Below are 26,363 nucleotides of genomic sequence, written 5' to 3'. Positions count from 1 at the left end.
AAAGGACTCCTGATGCCGCTCACCCTGCCTCCAGGCAAGAAGATCGCCGTCAACATCGGCTGTGACTTCGACGCCCACTCCGTGTGGATGGGCACCTTCGGCAAGACCAGCCCCAGCTACCTCTCCCGGGGAGAGTTCGGCGCCGAGGTCGGTGTCCCGCGGGTGCTCGACCTCTTCGACCGCTTCGGTGTCACAGGAACGTGGTGCACGCCGGTGCACTCGATGGAGACGTTCCCCGAGGCGTTCGCGACCATCGTGGAGGCCGACCAGGAGATCGCCGCGCACGGCTGCTACCACGAGTCCGTGCCCTCGCTGGACGAGGAGACCGAGGTCCGCCTGATGGAGCAGACCATCGAGGGTCACCTCAAGCACGTGGGCAAGCGCCCACGGGGCTACCGCTCCCCGGCCTGGGACTTCACCGAGCACACTCTCGCGCTGCTGGAGAAGACCGGCTTCGAGTGGGACTCCTCGCTCATGGGTCGTGACTTCCAGCCCTACCGTCCGCGCCCGGTGGAGGTGCGCTGGGAGGAGGGCTCCGTCCGGGGGCCCGCGAGCCCGATCCTGGAGCTGCCGGTCTCCTGGTACCTCGACGACTTCCCGGTCGGCGAGTACATCCCCGGCGTCAACCAGGGCCTCGGTTCGGCCGAGGTGATGTTCCAGCGGTTCCAGGACCACTTCGACTTCGCCTACGAGCGTGAGACGAACCCCGTGCTGGCCATCACGGTGCACCCGCAGACCATCGGCCGCGCCCACCACCTGCTCGGCATGGAGCGGCTGCTGACCCACATGGCGGGCCACGACGGTGTCTGGTTCGCCTCCCTGAGCGAGATCTACGACTGCTGGAGCGACTGAGCGCCGTCTCTCCACCACGGCAACGACGCCGTTCCTCTCGGATCCGCAACAACCATCCGCCGGCGCAGGCCGGCTCCCCAGTGAGGACACCCATGAGAATCCACCGCACCCCCTACGTCGCTGCCCTGGCCGTCGCCACCTGCCTCTCGGTCGCTGCGTGCTCCAGCGGCGTCAGCGAGACCGCTGCCAGCGGCAGCGGCGACGTCGAGATCATCGACGCCCCCGTCGACGACCCGTCCGACCTCAAGATCGCCTACTTCTCCGCCGGCAGCAGCAACTCCTACCTGCAGGCCTCCATCGACGAGGCCAACACCGTCGCCGACGAGATCGGCGCCGAGCTGGACGTCTTCGACGGCGAGTTCAACGCGCAGACCCAGTACGACCAGATGCAGCAGGCGTTGACCAGCGGCAAGTACAACGCCTTCGTGGTCGAGCCCAACGACGGCAACCTGGTCTGCGACATCCTCACCCAGGAGGCTCCCGAGAAGGACGTCCTGGTCTCCGTCTTCAACCTGCCGATCTGTGGTCGGGCGACCAATCTCGGCGAGGAGACCTACCAGCCGGGCACCGTGACCTACGTCGGCGGCCAGACCCTCGACGTCTACCAGGCCTGGGTGCAGGACGTCATCGACTCCCACCCCGAGGGCGCCAAGATCGGCCTGATCTCGGGTCCCGACCTCAACGCCAACACGATCTGCTTCTTCGATGCCGCCCAGGCGTTCGAGGACGCGGAGGGATTCGAGGTGGTGGCACAGCAGACCACCGACTACACGACCCCCAAGGCGTTCGACGCGGCCCAGACCATCGTGCAGGCCAACCCCGACATCGACATCGTGATGTCGAACTTCTCGGGCATGACCCGCGGCGTGGTGGAGGCCGTGGGCGGCAAGGACGTGGAGATCTACGACTTCGGTGGCGACGAGTGGGCGCTGTCGCAGCTGCGGTCCGGGGGGCTGGAGAGCTCGGTGATGATGCTGCCCCGCCAGGAGACGCGTGAGGCCATCGAGGCGGTCGCCGACTACGTCTCGGGCGAGGACGTGGCTGCCTTCGTCAACCTCGCCGAGTCCGACTCGCTGCCCGGTACGCCGTTCGCGACGCCCGACAACGTCGACGAGTTCACCGCGGAGTACTGAGCCCGCCCGCTGCTCGACCACCCACCGCCAGGAGAACCACATGCCACTCGCGACACGTCCTGCCCCCGAGGCGGACACGGTCCCGGCCATCGCGTGCCGAGGCGCTCGCAAGGTGTTCAGCGGCGCCGTCGCCGTGCAGGGTGCCGACCTCACCGTCCGCTCCGGGGAGGTGCACGCCCTCGTGGGCGAGAACGGAGCCGGCAAGTCCACCCTGCTCGGCATGATCAGCGGTCGGCTCGGAGTCGACGGCGGCACCGTGGAGGTGTTCGGCCGGCGCCTGCGTGGCGCCGACCCGCGGGAGAGCCGCGAGCACGGCTTGGTGACCGTCTACCAGGAGCTGACCATGGTGCCGGGGCTGTCCGCGGAGGCGAACGTCTTCCTCGGGCAGACCCGCACCCGGCGCGGTCTGCTGGACCGACGCTGGATGCGTCGCCGCTACCTCGAGCTGTGCGAGGAGCTCGACGTGCACGTGCCGCCAGACGCGACGGTGCGCGCGCTCTCGGTCTCCCAGCAGCAGATGCTGGAGATCATGCGCGGTGTGCAGAGCGACGCGAGGATCGTGGTCCTCGACGAGCCGACCGCCGCCCTGGCCGAGCACGAGCGCGAGACGCTCTACCGGGTGCTGCGCACGCTGACGGCGCGGGGCACGACCATCGTGTTCGTCAGCCACAACCTCGACGAGGTGCTCGACCTCAGCGACACGATCACGGTGCTGCGCGACGGGGCCGTGGTGCGCAGCGCCGCACGCTCGGAGTGGACCCGGCCCACGCTCATCGAGCACATGGTGGGTCGGGCCGTCGACAAGCTCGCCGACCGGGGCAGCCACCCGCTGGGAGCGGAGGTCCTCCACGTCGAGGACGTGAACCTGCCGGGCGTCCTCAGCGACATCGCCATGACCGCGCGCGCCGGAGAGATCGTAGGTCTGTGGGGCTTGGTCGGTTCGGGGCGCACGACCTTCCTGCGCTCCCTGGCCGGGGCCGAGCCGGCGTCGCGCGGGGTCCTGCGCCTGCGCGGCGAGGAGCGCAGCTGGCCCGGGCGGGTCCGGCACAGCGTCGACGCGGGCGTCGTGATGGTCCCGGAGTCGCGCAAGCAGGCTCTCGTGCTGGGGATGGACGGTGCCAGCAACTACTGGCTGGGCCGCCCCGGTGGCGGACGTCCCTTCCTCGACCGAGGTGCCGAGCGCGCCGAGGCGGGCCGGACCGGCGAGTTCTTCGCCTTCGACCGCCGCCGCCTCGGCGAGCCGGTGCGCAACCTGTCCGGGGGCAACCAGCAGAAGGTGCTCCTGGCCAAGTGGGCCGGCCACCGACCTGACGTCTTCCTCATCGACGAACCCACCCGAGGCATCGACATCGGCGCCAAGGCCGAGGTGTTGACCTCGCTCGTCCGACTGGCCGAGGAGGGCGCCGCCGTGGTGGTGACGTCCTCGGAGCTCGAGGAGGTCCTCGCCATCGCGAACCGGCTCCTCGTCTTCGCCCATGGACGTGTCGTGCGCGAGATATCCGCCGACGACCCCGAGTTCACCGTCGACGCCGTGGTCCACCACGGCTTCAGCCCAGGAGAGAAGCATGAACCAGCCCACTGACCTCGCCTCGCCGCCGACCCGGGTCGCGGCACCGAGCACGGGGTCGCGCGAGCGTCCCGGGCCCGCGGCCCTCCTGCAGCGCTACGCCATGATCCTGGTCCTGGCCGGCCTGGTGGTGCTCGCCACCGTCCTCTACCCGGGGTTCGTGTCGCCGGAGAACCTGCGCGACCTGCTCCTGCAGAACACCGCGGTCGGGATCGTCGCCCTCGGCATGACCTTCGTCATCATCTCCGGCGGCTTCGACCTCTCGGTCGGAGCGACGTACGCCCTGGGGGCCACGGTGGCGGCCGGCGTCGCGATCTCGACGGGCTCACCGAGCCTGGGGCTCGCCGCCGCGCTGGGGGCCGGCCTGGTCTGTGGCGTGCTCAACGGACTGCTCGTCGCCCGGGTCGGGATCAACCCGTTCGTGGCCACCCTGGGCAGTGCCTCCGTGATCTCGGGAGTGGCCTACCTCTACTCCGGCTCGGCGCCCTTCATCGTCTCCGACCCGCAGTTCAAGGTGCTCGCCCGGTCGAGCGTGGCCGGGGTTCCCACCCCGATCCTGGTCCTTGCCCTCACCTTCGTCGCCGGTGGGGTGCTGCTCGCGCTGACCCGCTACGGCCGCAACATCTACGCGATCGGCGGCAACCACGAGGCGGGCTGGCTGTCGGGGCTGCGGGTCAACGACCTCACGGCCAGCGTGTACGTGCTCACCGGCGCCCTGGCGGCCTTCGCAGGCACGATCGATGCGTCACGGCTGGGCGTGGGACAGGCCGATGTCGGCGCCAACGTCGCGCTGGACGCGATCGCCATCGTGATCGTGGGAGGCACCTCGCTGCGAGGTGGCGAGGGCGCGGTGTGGCGCACCGTCGTGGGGCTGCTGATCTTCGCGACCCTGACGAACCTGTTCTACAGCCTCAACCTCTCGCAGAACTGGCAGCTGATCGCGAAGGGCACCATCGTGCTCCTCGCCGTCGGGCTGGACTCGTGGTCGCGCCGGCGCTCGTGACCCGAGCCGATCACGGCCTCCTCACGGTTCGGACTCGGGACGCACGACGCCACTGGCCATCCGGCGCCCGGCCCTAGAGTCTGGGACGGGCTCGGGCCCAGGTTCGCAGAGATCGGAGAAGACGTGCCCGCCAACGCCCGCCCGCCCGTGCCCGGAGCCGCCGTCCACGAGGTGGTGCTCGACAGGCACGGAGAGCCGGCCTCCGCCCGCGGCGTGAGCCTGGCCCAGGGCCCCGGCGCCTGGCAGGAGCTGCTGGAGCTGGCCCGCAGGGCCGGTCGGCTGCAGGGCGCGCACGAGCTGTCCTTCTACTGGCGCGACGAGTCCCGCCGGCTGGTCTTCGCCACGGTGCGCAGTGCGGGGGTCGGTGGGCGCACGTCGTTGTCCTGGGTGGAGGACAGCGAGCCTCCCTACTCCCTGACCCAACGGGAGCTGGAGGTGCTCACGCTGCTCTCCGGCGGTCTGGGCAACGCCGAGATCGCCGAGCGGCTGTGGGCCAGCGTGCGCACCGTCACCACGCACGTCGAACGGGTCCTCGGCAAGCTCCAGGTGCGCTCCCGGGCCGCCGCTGCGGTGACCGCGCTCGAGGAGAGCCTCATCCTCCTGCCGGTCACCGGCGGGCCCCACGGTTTCGACCGCCTGCTGCACGGCATCCTGAGCGACCCGGACGCGACCAGGGCCCCGGCGTCCTCCGGAGGGTTGTCGAGACGAGGGGACAGTGCATCGGCGCCCACCACGCGCAGGCGCTCGGTGCGCCGCCCGATCCTGCTCGGCAGCGCCTTCCCCGTGACCGGGGAGATCGCCGAGGACGGGGAGGAGATGATCCGAGCCAGCCAGCTGGCCATCGACCAGGTCAACCTCCGCGGCGGGATCGGTGGGCGTCCGGTCGAGCTCGTCAACGTCGACCTCGACATCAAGGACGGCGAGTCCATCCGGTCAGCCTTCTCCGAGCTCGCCGGACGCGACGTGGACGCCCTGGTGTCGGGGTACCTGGGCGACCAGGAGGTCGCGCACGAGATCGCCGCCGAGCACGGTGCGCCGTACCTGCACGCCGCGACGCTCGAGTCCATGGTGCGGCTCGTGGAGCACAACCCCGGCCGGTACGGACACATCTTCCAGATCTGCCCCAGCGACATCAACTACGGCCCGGGCTTCGTGCACGCGCTCACCGAGCTGCGGGACAGTGGCCAGCTGCCGCGTCGTTCACGCTCGCTGGCCATCGTGCGGGGGCGGTGGAAGCTCGGCGACCTGGGTATCGAGCGTGCCGTGGCGATGGCCGAGGCAGCGGGGTGGGAGCTCGACTACATCGCCGACGACATCGCGTCGGCGGAGCAGTGGGCCGAGGAGGGCCGACGCGTGGCCGCCCGGGCGCCGGCGGCGGTCATGATCGGCAGCTTCTTCACCCACGAGACCATCTCGTTCGTGCGCGCCTTCCAGGCCGACCCCGCACCCACCCTGCTCTACGCCCTCTACGCCCCCTCGATCCCCAGGTTCCGGGTCGAGATGGGCCCGGCGGCGGAGGGTCTGCTGTGGGCCACCACCACCGGCACCTACTCCGACCAGGTCGCTCGACGGTTCATCGACTCCTACCGGCGCGCCTGGGCCGTGCCGCCCGGTCGTTCACACGCGGGGATCGCCTACGACCGGGTCCGGATCCTCGCCGACGCCTGGGGGGCGGCGGACTCGGCGCGGGACTTCGGCTCGGTCTCGGAGGCGCTGCGCCAGGGCGTGCACCGCGGGGTCAACGGCGCCTACAGCTTCGCCGGAGCGGGGCAGGCCGCCCTCGCCTACCCCTTGGCCACGCCGGATCCGTCCATCTCGATGGCCCACCTGGTGTTCCAGATACAGGACAACAGGCAGCGGATCGTGCATCCCGCGCCCTACACCGAGTCGGGGCTGCGGCTGCCACCCTGGTGGCCCAGCTGATCGGTGGTGCCCCCGGGTGCGACGGCGCCGGACCGGTCCTTGAGGTGGACCCCGGTGGCGCCGAGCCGGCGCGCCCCCGCCACCAGCATCGACAGGACCCGCGCGGCCGCGGGGTAGTCGAGCCCGTGCGGCGGGCGGATGTTGCTGACGCAGTTGCGCGCGGCGTCGCCGAGGCCGGGGCGGGGCTCCCAGGTCAGGTAGGCGCCGAGGCTGTCGGTGCTGGACAGGCCGGGCCGTTCACCGATCAGCACGAGCACCAGTGCGGCACCCAGGTGCGCGCCGACGTGGTCGCCGAGCGCGACCCTGGCCTGGGTCGCCACCACGGGGCTCGCGAGCACCAGGCCCGGCAGGAGGGTGACGAGCTCGCCGAGCAACGGCGTCGCGTGCCGTTCCACGGCCTCCGAGGACAACCCGTCGGCCACCACCACCGCCAGGTCGACGGCACGACCGCGCGCAGGGGCGAGGTCGCCCGACGGACGGCGGCCGAGGTCGGGACGGGCGAGGTAGGTGCGCCGGTCGGGCGCGGCGCTCCGGACGACGACCGGCTCGCCCAGGCCGAGGCCGCGCAGCTGCTCGGTGACGGACTCGACGTCCAGGGGACGGTGCACGGCGTCCCGGGCCAGGGCGTGGGCGGCGCCGAGCGACAGCAGTGCCGGGGTGTCCAGCGCGTCGCCGGTGCGGTGCAGTCCGATGCGGGCCGGCGTCGACCCGCGCAGACCGGCCCAGAAGTCGCCGCTCATCGGGCCAGCGTCCGCAGGACCGTGCCCGCCGGGTCCACGTTGCGCACGCCACCGTCCGGCGCGAGCAGCCCGACCCGGTCCAGCCACGCCTCGAACTCGGGGGCCGGGCGCTTGCCCAGGACACGGCGCACGTACAACGCGTCGTGGTGGGAGGTCGACTGGTAGCCCAGCATCACGTCGTCGGACCCGGGGACCGCGATGACGAACGAGCACCCCGCCACCCCGAGCACGGTCAGCAGGGTGTCCATGTCGTCGGCGTCGGCCTCGGCATGGTTGGTGTAGCAGACGTCCACGCCCATCGGGACCCCCAACAGCTTGCCGCAGAGGTGGTCCTCCAACCCGGCACGCAGGATCTGCTTGCCGTCGTAGAGGTACTCCGGCCCGATGAAGCCCACCACGGAGTTGACGATGAACGGGTCGAACGCGCGGGCCACGCCGTACGCGCGGCACTCCAGGCTCTGCTGGTCCACCGGGTGCCCGTCCGTCCCGAGGTGGGCGTCGGCCGACAACGCCGATCCCTGGCCGGTCTCGAAGTACATGGCCTGCTGCCCGACCGTGCCCCGTGCCGTGGAGCGCACCGCGTCGCTGGCCTGCGCCAGCAGTCCGAGGTCGACGCCGAAGCCCCTGTTCGCCCCCTCCGTGCCCGCGATCGACTGGAACACCAGGTCGACGGGCTCACCGGCCTCGAGCAGGTCGAGGGTCGTCGTCACGTGGGTGAGCACGCAGGACTGGGTCGGGATCTCGTAGCGCTGGCGCAGCTCGTCCAGCATCCGCAGCAGGCGGGTGACGGTGGCCGGGTTGTCGGAGGCGGGATTGATCCCGATGACCGCGTCGCCGGCGCCCAGCAGCAGGCCGTCCAGCACGGCGGCAGCGATCCCGGCAGCGTCGTCGGTCGGGTGGTTGGGCTGCAGGCGCGTCGACAGCCTCCCGGGGAGCCCGACGGTCGTGCGGAAGCCGGTCACCACCCTGGTCGCGGCGCCGACCGCCACGAGGTCCTGGTTGCGCATCAGCTTGGAGGTGGCCGACACCATCTCGGGGGTCAGGCCGGGGGCCAGGCGGGTGAGCCGCTGCGCACCGTCCGCCTCGACGGCCACGGCGAGCAGCCACTCGCGCAGGCCCCCCACCGTCAGGTGCGAGACGGCGGAGAACGCGGACTCGTCGTGCGACGCGAGGATCAGCCGGGTCACGTCGTCGTCCTCGGGCGGGACCAGGTGCTCCTCGAGGAAACGGGTCAGCGGCACGTCTGCCAGGGCCCACCTCGCGGCGGCGCGCTCGGCGTCGCTCGCGGCGGCGCATCCTGCCAGCTCGTCGCCCGAGCGCGCCGGCGACGCCCTGCCCATCAGCTGCACCAGCCCGTCGAACTCGTAGGTGCGACCGCCGAGGCGGTGTCGGTATCGCATGAGGCCTCCTCGTTCCCGCGAGGCTAGTCGGGCTCGGGGCCCTGCCGCGTCCGTCGAACGACGTACACCGGCCGGAACGGCTCCTGCCCCCTCCTCAGGGTCTGCGCGGCGGGAGCCGGTGCAGCACCACGGCGTGCAGCGACCCGTCGGTGATGTTCGCCGTCAGGTAGGTGCAGTGCGGCTGGCGGCGCCGGTCGGTCGGTGAGCCCGGGTTGAGCAGCCGCAGGCCCCCCGGGGTCGTGGTGTCCCACGGGATGTGGCTGTGGCCGAAGACCAGCACGTCGAGGTGCGGGTAGGCCGCGTCGCAGCGCTTCTCGCGGCCCTGCTTGTCGCCGGTCTCGTGCACCACGCCCAGCCGCAGCCCCTCGATCTCGGCCTCGGCCACCAGTGGCAGCCGCTCACGCAGCACCCCGTGGTCGTTGTTGCCGTGCACGGCGACCAGGCGGCGGCTGCGCTGCTCGAGCTCGTCGAGGAGGGACACCTCGACCCAGTCGCCGGCGTGCACCACGACGTCGGCCTCCTCGACCGCTGCCCACACCTCCTCAGGGAGCGCCTTGGCGCGCCGGGGGAGGTGGGTGTCGGCGGTGATGAGCAGTCGGGTCGGCACCGCCCCAGTGTGCGCCGTGCCGGGATCGACGGTGAGGTCGTGAGGGGTGTGAGGCCGTGAGCGGAAGTTGACGGGAGCGACGCGTCAGGCGCACGCAGGCTGAAACCTGGGCTCGGGAGGCTGGCAGCACGCCGGTCACCGACTGGTCGGCGCGCACCCGTCCCGTGCTCCTCCGAGGAGAACCGCCATGACCACCCTGCAGCCCACACCCGCCGCCGCTGCACCGGCAGCCAGCCCGCCCTGCGCCCCGGCGCCACGCCGCACCCGGCGCTGGATCGACGACTGGCGCCCGGAGGAGCAGGACTTCTGGGAGGGCGGCGGCAAGCAGGTCGCCCGTCGCAACCTCGGCTGGTCGATCTTCGCCGAGCACCTGGGCTTCTCGGTGTGGCTGATCTGGAGCGTGTCCGCGGCCATGCTCGGCAGCCGCTTCGGCTACAGCCCCCAGCAGCTGTTCTTCCTGGTCGCCGCCCCCAACCTGGTCGGCGCGCTGATCCGGATCCCCTACACCTTCGCCGTCCCCCGCTTCGGCGGACGCAACTGGACCGTGGCCAGCGCGCTGCTGCTGCTGGTGCCCACCGTCCTGTTCGTGGTGGCCGTCCAGCGCACCGGCACGCCGTACTGGGTGATGGTGCTGATCGCGGCCACCGCGGGCCTGGGCGGTGGCAACTTCGCGTCCTCGATGGCCAACATCAACGCCTTCTACCCCTCCGACAAGAAGGGGGCCGCGCTCGGTCTCAACGCCGCAGGCGGCAACATCGGCGTGGCCGTCATCCAGTTCGCGCTGCCCGTCATCGTGGGGGCGGCCGGTGTGTTCGGGCTGGTGAAGGCCGCCGAGGGGGGCATCCACCTCGAGCGGGCCGGATGGGTCTACGTCGCCCTGGCCGTGGCGGCCGCACTGGGCGCGTACTTCTACATGGACAACCTCGGCACCGCCACCGGCTCGAGCAGGGAGAGCGCGGCGGTGCTCCGGCGCCCCCAGACGTGGGTGATGAGCTTCCTCTACATCGGCACCTTCGGCTCCTTCATCGGCTACTCCGCTGCGATGCCGCTGCTGATCAAGGTGAACTTCTCGGTGGTCGACCCGTCCACCGGTGCCGTCACCGGCGGCATCAACTTCGTGTTCTACGCCTTCCTCGGCGCACTCGTCGGCTCGTTCACCCGCCCCTTCGGCGGATGGCTCGCCGACCGCTTTGGCGGGGCCCGGGTGACCCTGGCCGCCTTCGTGGCGATGATCGCCTCCACGTGTGCGGTGCTGTGGACGTTGAGCCAGGTGGTGGCCAACCCGGCCGGCGACCTGGCGGTGGCCGACGCGAACTCGTCGTGGTTCCCGCTCTTCCTGGCCTTCTTCCTGTGCGTCTTCGCCGCCACCGGCGTCGGCAACGGGTCTGCCTACCGGATGATCCCCACCATCTGGCGCCACCAGCACGCCGCGGGCACCGAGACGGGCACGCCCGAGCACCGCAGCGCCCTGCTGCGCGCCACCAAGGAGTCCTCGGCGGCGGTCGGCATCATCGGCGCGGCCGGTGCGATCGGGGGCTTCCTGATCCCGATGATGTTCGGCGCCCCCTGGATCGCCGACCCGCTCGCGGCGGTCAAGACCGCCTTCGTGCTGTTCATCTCCTACTACGTGCTCTGCGCGCTGGTGACCTGGTCGGTCTACATCCGTCCCACCGCACCGCTCGCGGCCGCCCGCGCCTGATGACCGGCGCCGCGCCCCCGTCCGGGGGCCCGCAGGGCACCCGGACCCACTGCCCCTACTGCTCGCTGCAGTGCGGCATGACCCTGACCGGCTCCGGCCGGGGCGGGGCGCGCCTGGAGGTGCAGCCGTGGGCGGAGTTCCCGGTCAACGAGGGGGCGCTGTGCCGCAAGGGGTGGACGGCCGGCGGGCTGAGCGGCAGCCGCGAGCGGCTGACCACCCCGCTGCTGCGGGACCGGGCCACCGGCGAGCTGCGCGCGGCCTCCTGGGACGAGGCGCTCGACCTGGTCGCCGCCCGGCTCTCGGACCTGCGCGAGGGCCACGGCGCCGACGCGATCGGGGTCTTCGGCGGCGGCGGGCTGACCAACGAGAAGGCCTACCAGCTGGGCAAGCTGGCCCGGGTCGCGATCGGGACCAGCCAGATCGACTACAACGGGCGCTGGTGCATGAGCTCGGCGGCCTCGGCCGCCACCCGCACCTTCGGCATCGACCGAGGACTGCCCTTCCCGCTCGCCGACGTCGAGCAGGCCGACGTCGTGGTCCTGGTCGGCTCCAACCTCGCCGAGACCATGCCGCCTGCCGCACGCCACCTCGACCGGCTGCGCGAGCGGGGCGGGCAGGTCGTGGTGGTCGACCCGCGGCGCACCCCGACCGCTGCGCACGCCGACGTGCTGGTGCAGCCGGTTCCCGGGGGCGACCTGGCGCTGGCGCTGGGGGTGCTGCACCTGCTGGTGGCCGGCGGCCACGTCGACGCGGCGTACGTCGAGGAGCGCACGCGGGGGTGGGACGCGGTCGCCGAGTCGGTCGCCGGCTGGTGGCCCGAGCGCGTCGAGCGGGTCAGCGGCGTCGCGGTCGCCGAGCAGCAGGCCCTGGTCGAGCTGCTCGCGGGCTCCGGTCGCGTCGTGGTGCTCACCGCCCGCGGCGCCGAGCAGCACGCCCAGGGGTCCGACACCGTGCTGGCCTGGATCAACGTCGCCCTGGCGCTGGGCATGCCGGGTCGCCCGCACGCCGGCTACGGCTGCCTGACCGGCCAGGGCAACGGGCAGGGCGGGCGCGAGCACGGCCAGAAGGCCGACCAGCTGCCCGGCTACCGGATGATCGACGACCCCGAGGCGCGCGCCCACGTGGCGCGGGTCTGGGGAGTGGACCCCGGCGCCATCCCGGGGCGCGGCCGCTCGGCGTACGAGATGCTCGACGCGCTGGGGACCCCGACCGGTCCCCGGGCGCTGCTGGTGATGGGTTCCAACATCGTGGTCTCGGCCCCCCGGGCCACCCGGGTGACCGAGCGGCTCGAGGCCCTCGACCTGCTGGTGGTCTGCGACCTGGTGCTCTCGGAGACCGCGGCGCTGGCAGACGTGGTGCTGCCGGTGACGCAGTGGGCCGAGGAGACGGGCACGATGACGAACCTCGAGGGACGGGTGGTGCTGCGCCGCCAGGCGGTGCCGGTGCCCGAGGGCGTGCGCTCCGACCTCGACGTGATGGCCGGGCTCGCTCAGCGGCTGGGCTCGCCGGTGCCGCTGTCGACCGACCCCGAGGAGGTCTTCGCCGAGCTCGGGCGGGCCTCGGCGGGTGGCGTCGCCGACTACAGCGGCATCACCTACGCCCGCATCGAGGCCGAGCACGGCGTCTTCTGGCCGTGCCCGGCGACCGAGGGCGCAGCGCACCCCGGCACACCCCGGCTCTTCTCCGAGCGCTTCGAGACGCCGGACGGCCGCGCCCGCTTCCACGCCGTCGACCACCGGGGGCCGGCCGAGCCGCCCGACGCGGACTACCCGCTGCACCTGACCACGGGGCGGGTGCTGGCCCAGTACCAGTCCGGCGCGCAGACCCGGCGGATCGCCGCGCTGCCCGACCCGGGCCCGTTCGTCGAGATGCACCCGCAGCTCGCGGCCCGGCTCGGGGTCGCCGACCGGATGCTCGTCGAGGTCGGGACCCGCCGTGGCACCCTGCGCGCCCCCGCCCGGGTCGTCGACACGATCCGGCCCGACACCGTCTTCGTGCCGTTCCACTGGCTCGGGGTCAACCGGCTGACCAACGACGCGCTCGACCCGGCCAGCCGGATGCCGGAGTTCAAGGTCTGCGCGGCCCGGGTGGGTGCCGCGTGAGCCGCGAGCGTCTCGTGGTGGTGGGCCACGGGATGGCCTGCACCCGGCTGGTCGAGCAGCTGGTCGCCGGCGCGTACGCCGGACGGGTCACCGTCCTGGGCGACGAGCCGGTGCCGGCGTACAACCGCATCCTGCTCTCGGCGGTGCTCGAGGGCACCCACGCCGCCGGGGCGATCGGGCTGCGCAGAGCGGAGTGGTACGCCGAGCACGGCATCGACCTGCGCCTGGGGACCAAGGTGCTCGCCGTCGACCGTGAGCACCGCGACGTGATGCTCGTCGACGGCACCGTGGTGCCCTTCGACCGGCTGGTGCTGGCCACCGGGTCGCTGCCCACGTTGCCCCCCGTGCGCGGGCTGGTCACGCCCGAGGGGCGGCTGCACCCGTCGGTGCACGCCTTCCGCTCGCTCGCCGACTGCGACGGGCTGGTCGCCGCCGTGCCTGGCGCCCGTCGGGCGGTGGTCGTGGGCGGTGGACTGCTGGGGCTGCAGGTGGCCCGGGCGCTCTCGGTGCGCGGGGTGTCCACCGAGGTCGTCGAGGGCGCCGAGCACCTGCTCTCCCGACAGGTCGGCGCCGGAGCCGGACAGGTGCTGGCACGCAGCCTGCGCCGGCTCGGCACCACGGTCTACACCGGGGCGCGCGCCGTCCGGCTGGTCGAGCCGGCCTCGGGCGAGGGCGTCACCGGCGTGCGCCTCGACAACGGCGCCGTGCTCGACACCGACCTGGTCGTGCTCACCGCTGGCGGGCGCCCGTCGACCTCGCTGGCGCGGGCCGCGGGGCTGGCCGTGCGTCGGGGCGTCGTGGTCGACGACCACCTCACCTCCCCGACGGACCCTGCCGTGCACGCGATCGGCGACTGCGCCGAGCACCGCGGCACCACCACCGGCTTCGTCCCCCCAGCCTGGGACCAGGCCGCGGTGCTGGCACGCCGGCTGTGCGGCGAGGACGTCGCCCACGCAGGGTCGCGGGGGGTCGCCAGGCTGCGGGCCACCGGTCTCGACGTGGCGGTGCTCGGCGACCCCGTCGGGGCCGCAGGAGAGGTCGTCGAGGTCACCAACCCCGTGGTCGGCAAGCACTCGCGGCTGGTGGTGCGCGGCGGCGTCGTGGTGGCCGCCGCCCTGGTCGGCGACCTGTCGCGCGTCGGCCTGATCACCCAGCACTACGACCGCGGCACGGTGCTCGGCCCCCACGAGCCGGGCCAGCTGCTGCTGCCCGAGCGGGGCGCCGCGGCGCCCACCGCGACCGCCCTGCCCGACGACGTCGAGGTCTGCGCCTGCGCCGGTGTGAGCGCCGGCCGGCTGCGGGGCTGCGCCGACCTCCAGGAGGCGCGCGAGAAGACCCGGGCCACCACCGGCTGCGGGTCGTGCACCGCGACCTGCGTGCAGCTGGTCGGCACCACCGCGGCCGAACCGGCCTGTGAGGTCGTGCGGACAAAGTGACACGACGTCATCGACGAGGTCACCGCGGGGCAACCTCGCCGGCCCAGCCTGGTCAGGCAGTCCCGCACCACCCGAGCCCCGTTCCGAGCCCCGGTCCGAGCCCCGGTCCGAGCCCCGTTCCGAGCCCCGTTCCGAGCCCCGTTCCGAGCACTGCACCAAGTGAGGGAGAACCGATGACGAGCACCACCCCCCGCCCGCGCCTGGTCGTGGTCGGCCACGGCATGGTCGGCCACCGCCTCGTGCAGGCCGCGGTCGAGCGCGGCCTGACCGCCACCCACGACGTGGTCGTGGTGGGCCAGGAGCCGCGCCCGGCCTACGACCGGGTGGCGCTGACGTCGTACTTCGCGGCGTCGGGCCCCGAAGAGCTCTCCCTGCTGCCCTCCGGGAGCTACGACGACCCGGCGGTCGAGCTGCTGCTCGGCACCGAGGTCACCGCCCTCGACCGGGCCGCCCGCACGGTCCGGCTCTCCGACGGGCGGGTGCTTGCCTACGACCAGCTGGTCCTGGCCACCGGGGCGGCGCCGTTCGTGCCGCCGGTGCCGGGGCGCGACCTCGACGGCTGCTTCGTCTACCGCACCATCGAGGACCTCGACGCGATCAGGGAGGCCTCCCGGTCGGCGACGGCCGGGGTCGTGGTCGGCGGCGGGCTGCTGGGGCTGGAGGCGGCCAACGCGCTGGTCCAGCTCGGCCTGGAGACCCACGTCGTCGAGATGGCGCCGCGGCTGATGCCGGTGCAGCTCGACGAGACCGCCGGCGCCACGCTGGTGCGCCACGTCGAGGGGCTGGGGGTGCGCGTGCACACCGGCGTCGCCACCGAGTCGGTGACCGGCGCCGGCCGTGTCGACGGTCTCGCGCTGGCGGGGGGCGAGCGTGTCGATGCCCAGGTCGTGGTGTTCTCGGCCGGTGTCCGGCCCCGCGACTCGTTGGCCCGCGCCGCCGGCCTCGAGGTGGCCGAGCGTGGTGGCGTGCTGGTCGACGAGCAGTGCCGCAGCAGCGACGAACGGGTCTGGGCGGTCGGCGAGTGCGCCGCGCCCGGCGGCCGGATGTACGGGCTGGTCGCCCCGGGCTACGACATGGCCGAGGTGGTCGTCGACGCCCTGCTCGGCGGGCCGGGGCGCTTCGCGGGCGCCGACATGTCCACCAAGCTCAAGCTGCTGGGGGTCGACGTCGCCTCCTTCGGCGACGCCTTCGCCACCACCGAGGGCGCCCTCGAGCTGGTCTTCGCCGACGCGGTCGCGGGGCTCTACAAGAAGCTCGTCGTCAGCGACGACGGGCGGCGGCTGCTCGGCGGGATCCTCGTCGGCGACGCGTCGGCGTACGGCGTGCTGCGGCCGATGGTCGCCAGCGGCATCGACCTGCCCGACAACCCCGAGGAGCTGATCCTGCCCCCCGGGCGCGGCGGGGGCGCCACCGGCGTGGCCGCGCTGCCGCCCGAGGCCCAGGTCTGCTCCTGCAACAACGTCACCAAGGCCACGCTCCTCGAGCGGCTCGACGTGGCACACCCGGGTCCCGACGGCGTCGAGCACCACTGCGAGGACGTCGCGGGGCTGAAGGCGTGCACCGGTGCGGGCAGCACCTGCGGCTCCTGCGTCGGCACCGTCAAGGCGCTCGTCGAGGACCACTTCGCCGCCCAGGGGCGCGAGGTCAGCCGGGCCCTGTGCGAGCACTTCGCGCTCTCGCGCGCCGAGCTCTTCGACGTCATCGCCATCCACGGCTACCGCGGGTTCGACGAGGTCGTGCAGGCCCACGGCACTGGCCGCGGCTGCGACGTGTGCAAGCCGACCGTCGCCTCCGTGCTGGCCAGCCTGGTGAACGAGCACGTGCTCGGCGGGCAGCGCGCGGTGCTGCAGGACACCAACGACGCGTTCCTGGCCAACATCCAGCGCAACGGCAGCTACTCGGTGGTGCCGCGGATCCCGGGCGGCGAGATCACCCCCGACAAGCTCATCGTGATCGGCGAGGTCGCCCGCGACCACGGGCTCTACACCAAGATCACGGGTGGCCAGCGCATCGACCTCTTCGGTGCCCGCGTCGAGGAGCTGCCGGTGATCTGGCGCCGGCTCGTCGACGCCGGCTTCGAGTCGGGGCACGCCTACGGCAAGTCGCTGCGCACGGTGAAGTCGTGCGTCGGCTCGACGTGGTGCCGCTTCGGGGTGCAGGACTCCGTGCAGATGGCCATCGACCTCGAGCTGCGCTACCGGGGCCTGCGTTCGCCGCACAAGCTCAAGGGCGGCGTCTCGGGGTGCGCCCGCGAGTGCGCGGAGGCCCGGTCGAAGGACTTCGGCGTGATCGCCACCGAGAAGGGCTGGAACCTCTACGTCGGCGGCAACGGCGGCGCCTCGCCGGCCCACGCCCGGCTGCTGGCCGGCGACCTCGACGACGAGACGCTGGTGCGCTACCTCGACCGCTACCTCATGTACTACGTGCGCACCGCCGACCGTCTCCAGCGCACGGCGCCCTGGCTCGACTCGCTGGAGGGCGGGCTCGACCGGCTGCGCGAGGTCGTCGTCGACGACGTGCTCGGCCTCGGCAGCGAGCTGGAGGCGGCGATGGCGCGCCACGTCGCGACGTACGTCGACGAGTGGTCGGCGGTGCTCGACGACCCCGACAAGCTGGCCCGCTTCGTGTCGTTCGTCAATGCGCCCGAGACCCCCGACCCGGCCGTGTCGTTCGGCACGGCACGCGACCAGATCGTGCCCTCGGGGCCGGCCGGCCCCGCCGGGCCGGTCGACCTGGGGGCCACGATCCCGGTGGGGGCGCCGGCATGAGCGCCGCGGTTCCCCACGAGGAGCGCCCGCCCGAGGCGGTGGACTGGGTGCCGGTCTGTGCCCTCGCCTCCCTGGCCCGTGAGGCCGGTGTGCCGGCCCTGGTGCGCGGCGAGGCGGTCGCGATCTTCCGCACGCACGACGACCAGGTGCACGCGCTGTCCAACATCGACCCGGTGACCGGGGCCTCCGTGCTCTCGCGTGGGATCATCGGCACACGCGGTGACGAGGTGTTCGTGGCCTCGCCGCTGCACAAGGAGCACTACGCGCTGCGCGACGGCCGGTGCCTCGACGACCCCACCCTGGGGGTCGCCGCCTACGACGTCCGTCTCGTCGGCGGAGAGGTCCAGGTGGGCGGGCGGCGGCCCGAGTGCACGCTGTGACCCCCGGGAAGGCCCTGGCACCAGGCGTCGGACCGGACGCCGACGGGAGGGCCGAGGAGATGGACGAGTCCGGTGGCGGGAGCCTCGACGGCTTCCGGATCGGAGTCACGGCCTCGCGCAAGGTCGAGGAGCAGATCGCCCTCATCGAGCGTCGCGGCGCCGAGGTCGTCTGGGCCCCGGCGCTCTCGAACGACCCCACCCGCGTCGACGACGCGGCGCTGCGCCGGGCGACCGAGGCGGTGGTCGCCCAGCCACCCGACCTGTTCCTGGCCACGACCGGGGTCGGCATGAAGGCCTGGCTGCGCGCGGCAGAGTCCTGGGGGCTGCGCGAGGAGCTCCTCGACGCCCTGCGCCCGGCCGAGATCCTGGCCCGCGGGCCCAAGAGCGTGGGCGCGCTGCGCGGCGCCGGCCTGCGCGAGCTGTGGGCACCGGAGTCGGAGCTCTTCGAGGACGTGCTCGACCACCTGCGCGGGCGGGACCTGGCGGGCCGGCGGATCGTGGTGCAGGAGCACGGTCAGTCGCTCTCCATGGTCGCGCACGCCCTGCGCCGCCAGGGCGCCGTCGTCGACGTGGTGACCGTCTACCGCGTGGTGGGCGCCGAGGACCCCACGCCCATGTTCCGGCTGGTCGACGAGATCGCCGACGGCGACGTGCAGGCCGTCACCTTCACCGCCGCGCCCGCGGTCGCGGCGCTGCTCGACGCCGCCGCCTCGGTGGGGCGGCGCGACGACGTGGTCAGCGCCTTCCAGGCCGACGTGCTCGCTGTGTGCGTCGGCCCGGTCACCGCAGCGGCCTTCGAGCTGTGGGGCGTGCCCACCGTCTACCCCGAGCGCTCCCGGCTGGTCGCGATGGTCAAGCTGCTGGCCAGCGAGCTGCCCTCGCGCCGCTCCGGCCTGGCCGTCGAGCTGGTCGGTGGGCACCAGCTGCTGCTGCACGGGGACAACGTGCTCCTCGACGGCGCCGAGGTGCGGCTCTCGCCCGCACCCGCCTCGGTGCTGCAGGCCCTCGTGGCCAACCCGGGCAATGTCGTCTCGCGCCGCGCCCTCCTGGCCATGCTGCCCAGTGGCACGGCCGGGTCGGAGCACGCGGTCGAGATGGCCGTGGCGCGCCTTCGGGCCGCTCTCGGCACCCGCGCCGTCCAGACGGTGGTCAAGCGCGGCTACCGCCTGGCGGTGGATGCGTGAGTCGTGCGCCCCGCCTCGTCACGGTCGCGCACGGCACCCGCCGCGCCGGCGGCAACGAGACCGCGCGGCGCCTGACGGCCGCGGCGGCCGAGCGGCTCGGCGTGCCCGCGACGGCGGCGTACGTCGAGCTGAGCGAGCCGCTGCTCGCCGACGTCGTGGCGCGCCTGGACGGGCCGGCCGCGGTGGTGCCGCTGCTGCTCTCGACCGGCTTCCACGTGCGCCAGGACCTGCCGCAGGCCTGTGCGGCCGCGCCTGCCGGCGTGCCGGTCGCGCTCGGGCGCCCGCTCGGTCCCGACCCGCTGCTGGCCCGTGCCCAGGTCGACCGGCTGGTCGAGGCCGGCGCCGAGCCCGGGGCGCCGCTGGTGATGGTCGCGGCCGGCTCCACCGACCTGCGCGCCTGGCGCGACCTGCGCGGCGCCACCCGGCTGCTGGGCCAGGAGTGGGGCGGGCGGGTGCGGCTCACCACGCTCTCGGGCTACGGACGACGGCCCGAGGAGGTCGTCCGGCCGGGGGACGCGGTCTCGCCGTACCTGCTCTCGCCGGGGTTGTTCTCGCGGAAGGTGCGCGAGATGGCCGAGACCGCCGGTGCGGGCTCCTGCGCCGACGTGCTGGGGGAGCACCCGCTGGTGGTCGACCTCGTCGTGGAGCGCGCTCGCGCCCTGCTGGGGGAGGCGGGGTCTCAGCCGGGGCGGTGCAGGTAGACGCGGAGCCGGGTCGCCCGGCCCTCGCCGACGCCGTTCGTCGCGCGGATCCGGAACGTGTGCCAGCCCGGCTGCAGGCCGAACCACGCCAGGCGGGTGTCCGGGGTCGACGGGACGCCACCCACCGTCCACCTGTCCTCCCGGCCGTGCCGCACGCGGTAGCGGTGCACGTACGAGCCGTTCTGCTCGGCGTAGTCCCAGCGCAGGACGAAGCCGCCGCGGCGCGGCCGCTCGTGGGCGCGCAGCTCGCCGGGGCGCCCCGGGGGCTCGGCACCGACCACCGTCGTGGTGCGCGAGGCCTCGTTGCCGGCCAGGTCGCGGGCGTAGAAGGTCACCTGGTGCTCGCCCTGCGGCACACCGACCACCATCGCGTAGTCCACCTCGTAGACCACGTCCTGGCCGGGCGCGTGGAACCAGCCGTGCGGCTCGAACCCCGACCCGTCGTCGTACACCCGCTCGGCCACCGGCTCGCCGTCGAGGAGCGCGCCTAGCACGGCCAGGTCGTCGCCCTCGTCGAGCCACCCCGCGACGTACGCCGCCTGGCGCTGGCACGGCTCCGACCCGAAGCACGGGTCGAGGTCGATCTGCGGGGGAGTGGTGTCGGCGGGTGGTTCCTCCTGCGCCGCGACGGCGGGGCTGGCGGCGACGGGGCTGGCCGCGACGGGGCCGAGCAGGGTGAGCGCGGGCGCGGTGACGCACAGCAGCAGGGCGGCGGGGAGGGTCCGGGAGGGCACGGCGTCATCCTCGCACCAAGGTCGTGTCCCAGGTCGTGGTTCCGGTCGTGGTCCGGGTCGTGTGTCCCCGGACGCGCCAGACCGCGTCCACAGGCCACGACCCGGGCCACGACCCGAGCCACGACCCGGACCACGACTCAGCCGTAGTGGACCGCCACCCGGTGCCCGCGCACCGTCTCGACGTGCACGTCGACGCCGTAGAGACCGTGCAGCACCTCGGGGGTGATGACCTCGGCGGGCGGGCCCTGGGCCACCACCCGTCCGCCGGCCATGGCGACGATCTCGTCGGCCCAGCGCGAGGCGAAGTTGATGTCGTGCAGCACCACGACCACGCGGGTGCCGAGGGTGTCGGCGGCGGTGCGCAGCATCCGCATGATCGCCACCGCGTGCGCGAGGTCGAGGTTGTTGAGCGGCTCGTCGAGCAGGAGGTACTCGGTCTGCTGGGCCAGGGCCATCGCGATGAACGCCCGCTGGCGCTGTCCGCCGGAGAGCTGGTCGAGGAAGCGGTGCGAGAGCCCACCGAGCTCGAGGCGGGACAGCACCTCCTCGACCACCGCGACGTCGTGGCTGGTGGGTCGGCCCCGCGAGTGCGGGAACCGGCCGAACATGACCAGGTCGCGCACGGTCAGCCGGGCCGCCAGGTCGTGCTCCTGGCGCAGCACCGCCAGCACCGTGGCCAGCTCGCGCGAGCCGGTGCGGTGCACGTCGCGCCCGCCCACGTGCACGGTGCCGCGCTCGGCGGAGAGCAGCCGGGCGACCACCGAGAGCAGCGTCGACTTGCCGGCCCCGTTGGGTCCGATCAGCGCCGTGACGCCGGGCCCCGCGAGGTCGAGGGTGACGTCGTCGACGACCGCGGTGTCGTCGTACTGCTTGGTCAGCGAGCGGACGGTGATCACCGGCGGGACCTCCTGAGGACCAGGGCGAGGAAGAGCACGCCGCCGGCGAAGTCGATGATGATCGACAGCCCGGTGGCGTAGGAGAAGACGCGTTCGAGGAGCAGCTGGCCCAGCACCAGCGTGACCACGGCGAGGGCTGCGGCGGTGGGCAGGCTGTGGCGGTGCCGGTGGCCCACGACCCGGTAGGCCAGGTGGGCCACGAGCAGCCCGAAGAACGTGATCGGCCCGACCAGGGCGGTGGAGACCGAGACGAGCACGGCGACGGCCACCAGCACGCCCATCACCGTGCGGCGGTGGTCGACGCCCAGGCTGGTCGCGACCTCGCGGCCCAGCGCCAGCACGTCGAGGGTCGCCCGCAGGCGGAAGACGGCCGCCAGGGTGAGCCCGACCGCGATGGCGGAGAGCCCGAGCAGGGTCTCGTCGACGGTGTTGAAGGAGGCGAAGAAGGAGTCCTGCAGCACCGCGAACTGCGTGGGGTCGAGCATCCGCTGCAGCAGGCTGGTGACGGAGCGGAAGAGGGTGCCCACGACGATGCCCACGAGCACCAGCACGTGCAGGTCGCGCCGCGCCCCGACGAACAGCCACTGGCTCAGCAGCGCCACCACGACGACCATCAGCGTGGTCTCGAGCGCCCACAGGGCCCGGGCGCCGTCGGCGCTGGTGACGGCGTTGGCGCCGGAGCCGACCGTGAAGACCACCAGGGTGGCGATGAGCAGGTGCAGCGCGTCGAAGCCCATGATCCCCGGCGTCAGGATCGTGTTGGCCGTGACGGTCTGGAAGAGCACCGTCGAGACCGCCACGGCGACCGCGACCAGTGCCAGCGCCGCGACCTTGCGGGCGCGCAGCTCGAGCACGTACTCCCACGCGCTCGGCAGGTCCCAGAGCACGAACACCGCGCAGACGACGAGCGCGGCCAGCACGCTGAACCCGGTGAGCAGCCGGGCGCGGCGCTCCGAGTCGTCGCGCGGGGCAGCGGCGTACGCCGCCGCGGGCGCGGTCTCAACCGACACGGGACGATCCCTTCAGCAGCAGCACGAGGAACACGACGCTGCCCACGACGCCGACGACGACGCCCAGCGGGATCTCGTAGGGGTGGCGCAGGGTCCGGCCCAGCACGTCGCAGACCAGCACGAAGCCGGCGCCGACCAGCGCGACCCACGGGATGCTGCGCCGCACGTGGTCGCCCAGGAAGAGCCGCACCACGTTGGGCACGACCAGGCCCAGGAACGGGATGACGCCGGCCGTGGTCACGACCACCGCGCTGACCAGCGCCACCACCACCAGCCCGGTCATCAGTACCCGGCGGTGGTCGACGCCCAGGCCGGTGGCGACCTCGGCGCCCAGCCCGGCGATGGTGAACCGGTCGGCCACCACCCATGCGACCACGGCCAGCACCCCGGCCACCCAGAGCAGCTCGTAGCGACCGCGGAGGATGCCGGAGAAGTCGGCGGTGGTCCAGGCGAGCAGCGACTGCACCAGGTCGAAGCGGTAGGCCACGAACGAGGAGGCCGCGCCGACCACGCCGCCGAACATCAGGCCGACCAGCGGCACCATGACGGGCGAGCGCAGCGGCATCCGGCTCAGCAGCGCCAGGAAGACGCCGGTGCCGGCGAGAGCGAAGACGCTGGCCACCCCGGCCTTGGCGATCAACGGCAGCCCCGGCGCGTAGAGCATCACCACGACCAGCCCGAGCGTGGCGGAGTCGACGGTGCCGGCGGTGCTCGGGTCGACGAAGCGGTTGCGCACCAGCACCTGCATGATCAGGCCCGCGATCGACAGCGAGACCCCGGCCAGGACCAGCGCGGTGGTGCGCGGGCCGCGGCTGACCGCGACCAGCTCCCACGCGTCGGAGTCACCGCGCAGCAGCGCGGCGGGGGAGACGTCGCTGACGCCTACGAAGAGGCTGAGCAGGGCCAGGGCCGCGACCACCGAGGCGCCGAGCAGCAGCGGCGCCGCGGCACCCCACCGGCCCCGGCGCGCGCGGCGTACGGCGGGGCTCGGGGCCGGTGGGGGCGAGGGGGTCGTGGCGGTCACCACCGAGCCGGGTGCTGCGTTCAGGACGCGAGCCCGTCGGCCACGTCGGAGACCATCGTGGCGGTGGCGGTCAGACCGCCGCTGACGATGTACCAGGCCATCGGGTCGAGCTGGACGACCTGGTCCTGCGACCAAGCGGTGGTGCGCGCGACCAGGTCGTTGTCGAGCACCTGCTCGGCCGACTCGCCGGAGGTCTCGCCGATGGCGACGTCGCGGTCGACGACGAACAGCCAGTCGGGGTCGGCCTCGGCGACGAACTCGAACGACACCGGCTCGCCGTGGGTGGCCGAGTCGATGTCGACGGCCGGCTCGACGCCGAGCACGTCGTGCACCAGGCCGAAGCGCGAGCCGGCGCCGTACGCCGACACCTCGCCGGCGGAGGTCATCACGATCAGCCCGGTGCCGGCCTCGGAGCCTGCGGCGCGGGTCTCCTCGACGTCGGCCTGGAGGTCGGCCAGGGCGTCCTCGGCGGCGTCCTCCTCGCCGATGATGGTGGCCAGGGAGCGCACGTTGCGCTCGACCGAGCCCAGGTAGTCGGCCTCGTCGGTCGACAGGTCGATGGTCGGGGCGATCTCCTCGAGGTCGGGCATCGCCTCGAGGCTGCGGCCGGTCACGATGATCAGGTCGGGGTCGATCTCGGCGACCGCCTCGAAGTCGGGCTCGAAGAGGCTGCCGACGACCGGGGCGTCGGAGTAGGCGGAGAGGTAGTCGGGCATCGCGAACTCGGGCACGCCGGCGACCTCGCCGCCCAGGGTGTCGATGGTGTCGAGCACGCCGATGTCGTAGGTGATGACCGTCTCGGGCTCGCGCGGCACCTCGACGGGCCCCTGCGCGGTCTCGACGGTGACGGTGGCGGCGCCCGTGTCGGTCGCGGTCGTGTCGTCGCTGCCGCAGGCGGTCAGGACGAGGGCGCTGGGCAGGGCGAGGGCGACGAGGGCGACCGAGGTCGGTCGGGGGCGGCGCAGGGTCATCGAGTACTCCGTCTAAGAGGTGAGGCTTACCTTAGTAAGGGTAGCCTTAATGACGCCGGTCGTGCTCGCGGGTCCCGGTTGCCGGACGAATCGGGTCGTGGCCTGGGTCGTGGCCTGGGTCGTGGCCTGGGGCGTGGCCTGGGTCGTGGCTCGGGTCGTGTGCCTGCGGACGCGGTATGGCGCGGCCAGGGGCCACGACCCGGACCACGACCCGGACCACGACCCGGACCACGACCCGGGAAGGGCTGGCGGGCGGGAGTCAGCCCCGGTCGAGGTCGAGCGCCTCGGGGGTGTGCAGGCGCACCATGAAGCGGCGCACGTGCAGGGGGGCTCGGCCGCGGGTGGCGCGGCTGACGGCCACCATCACCAGGAACGACAGCGGCACGCTCCACGCCGCCGGGCGCCGCAGCAGCACCTCGACCCACCCGTCGGCCCACCCGGGGAAGAGCGTGAGCACCGCGGCCAGGCCCGAGCCGAGGCCGCCGGCGGCCAGGCCGGCCAGCGCGCCGGCGGCGGTGAGCCCGCGCCACCAGATGCCCAGCAGCAGCAGCGGGCAGAAGGTCGAGGCCGAGACCGCGAAGGCCAGCCCCACGGTCGTGGCCACCCCCACCTGCGACTCCGTGAGCGAGACCGTCGCCGGCACCACCACCGCCAGCACCGCACCGACCCGGAAGGCCGCGACCCCGCCCAGGCGCCGGCCGGCGTAGGTGCGCCCGGTGACGTCCTGGCTCAGCACCCCGGCCACCGCGATGGCCAGCCCCGACGACGTCGACAGGAAGGCCGCGAAGGCGCCGCCCACGACCAGCCCGGTCAGCACGTCGCCGCCGAGGCCGGGCAGCATCAGCCGCGGCAGCTCGAGCACCAGCACGTCGGAGCGGCCGCTGGCGGCCAGCTCGGCGGCGTACACGCGCCCGAGCGCGCCGTAGACCGGCGGCACCATGTAGAAGACGCCGATCAGCACCAGCACCACCAGCGTCGTACGCCGCGCGGCGCGGCCGTCGGGGTTGGTGTAGAAGCGCACCACCACGTGCGGCAGGCCCATGGTGCCCAGGAACGTGGCCACGATCAGCGAGTAGGTCAGGTAGAGCCCCATCGACCCCGACTCGGCCAGGGGGCTCGACCACGACAGCGACCCGCCGGGCTCCGACGAGCCGGCGGCGGGGCCGGGGCGTCCGTCGCCGGCCCACACCACGAGGAGCACGGCGGCCGGGACCAGCAGCGCGGTCAGCTTGAGCCAGTACTGGAAGGCCTGGACCAGCGTGATCGAGCGCATCCCGCCGCTGATGACGTTGATCAGCACCACCGAGCCCACCACCAGCGAGCCCAGCCAGGTGGGGCCGCCGACGGCGCTGGCCAGGGTGATGCCGGCGCCGTGGAACTGCGGCAGCAGGTAGAGCCAGCCGATCGCCACGACCAGCAGCGAGCAGGCCCGGCGCACCGCCTGCGAGTCGAGGCGGGCCTCGGCGAAGTCCGGCAGCGTGTAGGCGCCCGAGCGGCGCAGCGGGGCCGCCACAAGCGTCAGGAGCACCAGGTAGCCGGCAGTCCAGCCCACGGGGTACCAGAGCATGTCGGCGCCGAAGGTCAGCAGCAGCCCGGCGACGCCGAGGAACGAGGCCGCCGAGAGGTACTCCCCGCTGATCGCCGAGGCGTTCATCCGCGGGCGCACCGTGCGCGAGGCGACCATGAAGTCGCTGGTGGTGCGCGAGAACCGCAGGCCGTAGGTGCCGATCGCGAGGGTGGCCACGCTGACCAGGACCAGCGCGACGATGCCCGGGGCGGCGCCGAGGCCAGGGCTCACCGCCGCCGCCTCCGCTCGGGGGTCGGGCCGGGGGTCGGTCCGGGGGCGCGCCCGGCCTCCATCAGCTCCACGAAGGCGTCCTCGTTGCCCTCGGCGCGCCGCAGGTAGCGCCAGCCCAGCAGCACCAGGAACGGGTAGGCCAGCACCCCCAGCACCAGCCAGGCCAGGGGCAGCCCCAGCACCTGCACGTCGGTCAGCCCCGGCACCAGCAGGAAGAGCACCGGCACCAGGCCCAGCCCCAGGCCCAGCGCCACCAGGGTGCGCACCGCCAGCCACAGCTGCTCGCGCAGCAGCGATCCCAGGTAGACCGCGCCCAGCGGGGTCTCGGCGTCGACCTCGCGGGTGCGCGCCAGCGGCGTACGCCGCCTCGGCGGGCCGGTGACCCGCACCCGGGCCGGCGGCTCGTTCACCTGCGCCCCTCGACGGGACCCGCGC

Annotated in this window: 22 protein-coding genes; 12 read left to right on the top strand and 10 right to left on the bottom strand. The window is 73.5% G+C overall.

Going from position 1 to position 26,363, the window contains the following annotated elements:
• Positions 1 to 12 precede the first annotated feature (12 nt).
• The 5 genes from JOE61_RS08620 to JOE61_RS21630 all read left to right on the top strand — a co-directional run bounded on the left by JOE61_RS08620 (position 13) and on the right by JOE61_RS21630 (position 6,478).
• Positions 13 to 852 (top strand): polysaccharide deacetylase family protein, encoded by an 840-nt coding sequence (locus tag JOE61_RS08620; RefSeq protein WP_193669675.1) that lies wholly within the window; start codon positions 13 to 15, stop codon positions 850 to 852.
• 92 nt (positions 853 to 944) lie between these two features.
• Complete coding sequence (locus JOE61_RS08615) at positions 945 to 1,985, top strand: sugar ABC transporter substrate-binding protein (RefSeq protein WP_193669674.1); 1,041 nt, start codon at positions 945 to 947, stop codon at positions 1,983 to 1,985.
• Positions 1,986 to 2,097: 112 nt separating this feature from the next.
• On the top strand, positions 2,098 to 3,567 hold the full coding sequence (locus JOE61_RS08610) for a sugar ABC transporter ATP-binding protein (RefSeq protein ID WP_193669673.1): 1,470 nt from the start codon (positions 2,098 to 2,100) through the stop codon (positions 3,565 to 3,567).
• The gene (locus tag JOE61_RS08605) at positions 3,551 to 4,555 is read left to right on the top strand and encodes an ABC transporter permease (RefSeq protein WP_193669672.1); all 1,005 of its coding nucleotides are present in this window, start codon (positions 3,551 to 3,553) and stop codon (positions 4,553 to 4,555) included. Before JOE61_RS08610 ends, JOE61_RS08605 begins: the two co-directional genes overlap by 17 nt.
• 123 nt (positions 4,556 to 4,678) lie before the next feature.
• The gene (locus JOE61_RS21630; protein ID WP_307822887.1) at positions 4,679 to 6,478 is read left to right on the top strand and encodes an ABC transporter substrate-binding protein; all 1,800 of its coding nucleotides are present in this window, start codon (positions 4,679 to 4,681) and stop codon (positions 6,476 to 6,478) included.
• Here the strand turns inward: JOE61_RS21630 and eutC are convergent.
• From eutC to JOE61_RS08585, 3 genes are all read right to left on the bottom strand, one after another.
• Positions 6,433 to 7,218 (bottom strand): ethanolamine ammonia-lyase subunit EutC, encoded by a 786-nt coding sequence (eutC, locus tag JOE61_RS08595; protein ID WP_193669671.1) that lies wholly within the window; start codon positions 7,216 to 7,218, stop codon positions 6,433 to 6,435. The genes JOE61_RS21630 and eutC overlap by 46 nt on opposite strands.
• Positions 7,215 to 8,618: an ethanolamine ammonia-lyase subunit EutB gene (locus tag JOE61_RS08590; RefSeq protein WP_193669670.1), complete on the bottom strand. Its 1,404-nt coding sequence runs from the start codon at positions 8,616 to 8,618 to the stop codon at positions 7,215 to 7,217. Before JOE61_RS08590 ends, eutC begins: the two co-directional genes overlap by 4 nt.
• A 94-nt stretch (positions 8,619 to 8,712) precedes the next feature.
• The gene (locus JOE61_RS08585) at positions 8,713 to 9,225 is read right to left on the bottom strand and encodes a metallophosphoesterase family protein (protein ID WP_193669669.1); all 513 of its coding nucleotides are present in this window, start codon (positions 9,223 to 9,225) and stop codon (positions 8,713 to 8,715) included.
• Between the two features lie 187 nt (positions 9,226 to 9,412).
• Between JOE61_RS08585 and JOE61_RS08580 the strand changes: the two genes are divergently transcribed.
• From JOE61_RS08580 to JOE61_RS08550, 7 genes are all read left to right on the top strand, one after another.
• Complete coding sequence (locus JOE61_RS08580) at positions 9,413 to 10,924, top strand: MFS transporter (protein ID WP_193669668.1); 1,512 nt, start codon at positions 9,413 to 9,415, stop codon at positions 10,922 to 10,924.
• A complete protein-coding gene (locus tag JOE61_RS08575) occupies positions 10,924 to 13,026 on the top strand; it encodes a molybdopterin oxidoreductase family protein (RefSeq protein WP_193669667.1) in 2,103 nt (700 codons plus the stop codon). The genes JOE61_RS08580 and JOE61_RS08575 overlap by 1 nt, the downstream gene beginning before the upstream one ends.
• A complete protein-coding gene (locus JOE61_RS08570; RefSeq protein WP_307822886.1) occupies positions 13,023 to 14,462 on the top strand; it encodes an FAD-dependent oxidoreductase in 1,440 nt (479 codons plus the stop codon). The genes JOE61_RS08575 and JOE61_RS08570 overlap by 4 nt, the downstream gene beginning before the upstream one ends.
• A gap of 173 nt (positions 14,463 to 14,635) precedes the next feature.
• On the top strand, positions 14,636 to 17,230 hold the full coding sequence (nirB, locus tag JOE61_RS08565; protein ID WP_193669666.1) for a nitrite reductase large subunit NirB: 2,595 nt from the start codon (positions 14,636 to 14,638) through the stop codon (positions 17,228 to 17,230).
• Positions 17,227 to 17,610: a nitrite reductase small subunit NirD gene (gene nirD, locus JOE61_RS08560; protein WP_193669665.1), complete on the top strand. Its 384-nt coding sequence runs from the start codon at positions 17,227 to 17,229 to the stop codon at positions 17,608 to 17,610. The genes nirB and nirD overlap by 4 nt, the downstream gene beginning before the upstream one ends.
• Positions 17,611 to 17,669: 59 nt before the next feature.
• The gene (locus JOE61_RS08555) at positions 17,670 to 18,794 is read left to right on the top strand and encodes a uroporphyrinogen-III synthase (RefSeq protein WP_193669664.1); all 1,125 of its coding nucleotides are present in this window, start codon (positions 17,670 to 17,672) and stop codon (positions 18,792 to 18,794) included.
• Positions 18,791 to 19,495, top strand: a complete 705-nt coding sequence (locus JOE61_RS08550; protein ID WP_193669663.1) for a sirohydrochlorin chelatase — start codon at positions 18,791 to 18,793, stop codon at positions 19,493 to 19,495. Before JOE61_RS08555 ends, JOE61_RS08550 begins: the two co-directional genes overlap by 4 nt.
• On the opposite strand, the gene JOE61_RS08545 is transcribed toward JOE61_RS08550, so the two are convergent.
• The 7 genes from JOE61_RS08545 to JOE61_RS08515 all read right to left on the bottom strand — a co-directional run bounded on the left by JOE61_RS08545 (position 19,474) and on the right by JOE61_RS08515 (position 26,338).
• Complete coding sequence (locus JOE61_RS08545; protein ID WP_193669662.1) at positions 19,474 to 20,229, bottom strand: fibronectin type III domain-containing protein; 756 nt, start codon at positions 20,227 to 20,229, stop codon at positions 19,474 to 19,476. The genes JOE61_RS08550 and JOE61_RS08545 overlap by 22 nt on opposite strands.
• A 137-nt stretch (positions 20,230 to 20,366) precedes the next feature.
• Positions 20,367 to 21,125, bottom strand: coding sequence for an iron ABC transporter ATP-binding protein (locus JOE61_RS08540; protein WP_193669661.1), 759 nt, complete (start codon positions 21,123 to 21,125; stop codon positions 20,367 to 20,369).
• Positions 21,122 to 22,135 (bottom strand): iron chelate uptake ABC transporter family permease subunit, encoded by a 1,014-nt coding sequence (locus JOE61_RS08535; protein WP_204797186.1) that lies wholly within the window; start codon positions 22,133 to 22,135, stop codon positions 21,122 to 21,124. Before JOE61_RS08535 ends, JOE61_RS08540 begins: the two co-directional genes overlap by 4 nt.
• A complete protein-coding gene (locus tag JOE61_RS08530) occupies positions 22,125 to 23,159 on the bottom strand; it encodes an ABC transporter permease (protein ID WP_204797185.1) in 1,035 nt (344 codons plus the stop codon). The genes JOE61_RS08535 and JOE61_RS08530 overlap by 11 nt, the downstream gene beginning before the upstream one ends.
• A 20-nt stretch (positions 23,160 to 23,179) precedes the next feature.
• Positions 23,180 to 24,130: a siderophore ABC transporter substrate-binding protein gene (locus JOE61_RS08525; RefSeq protein ID WP_193669660.1), complete on the bottom strand. Its 951-nt coding sequence runs from the start codon at positions 24,128 to 24,130 to the stop codon at positions 23,180 to 23,182.
• 259 nt (positions 24,131 to 24,389) lie between these two features.
• Positions 24,390 to 25,928 carry a sodium/solute symporter gene (locus tag JOE61_RS08520; protein WP_204797184.1) on the bottom strand — a complete coding sequence of 513 codons (1,539 nt, stop codon included), beginning with the start codon at positions 25,926 to 25,928 and terminating at the stop codon, positions 24,390 to 24,392.
• Positions 25,925 to 26,338 (bottom strand): hypothetical protein, encoded by a 414-nt coding sequence (locus tag JOE61_RS08515; RefSeq protein ID WP_193669659.1) that lies wholly within the window; start codon positions 26,336 to 26,338, stop codon positions 25,925 to 25,927. Before JOE61_RS08515 ends, JOE61_RS08520 begins: the two co-directional genes overlap by 4 nt.
• Between the last annotated feature and the right edge of the window lie 25 nt (positions 26,339 to 26,363).

Origin of the sequence: Nocardioides salarius (genome assembly GCF_016907435.1) — a bacterium.
In the GTDB taxonomy this organism is placed as follows: Bacteria; Actinomycetota; Actinomycetes; order Propionibacteriales; family Nocardioidaceae; genus Nocardioides; species Nocardioides salarius.
Note: the sequence above shows the minus strand (reverse complement) of the source record. Positions and strands in the feature narration are given on the sequence as shown.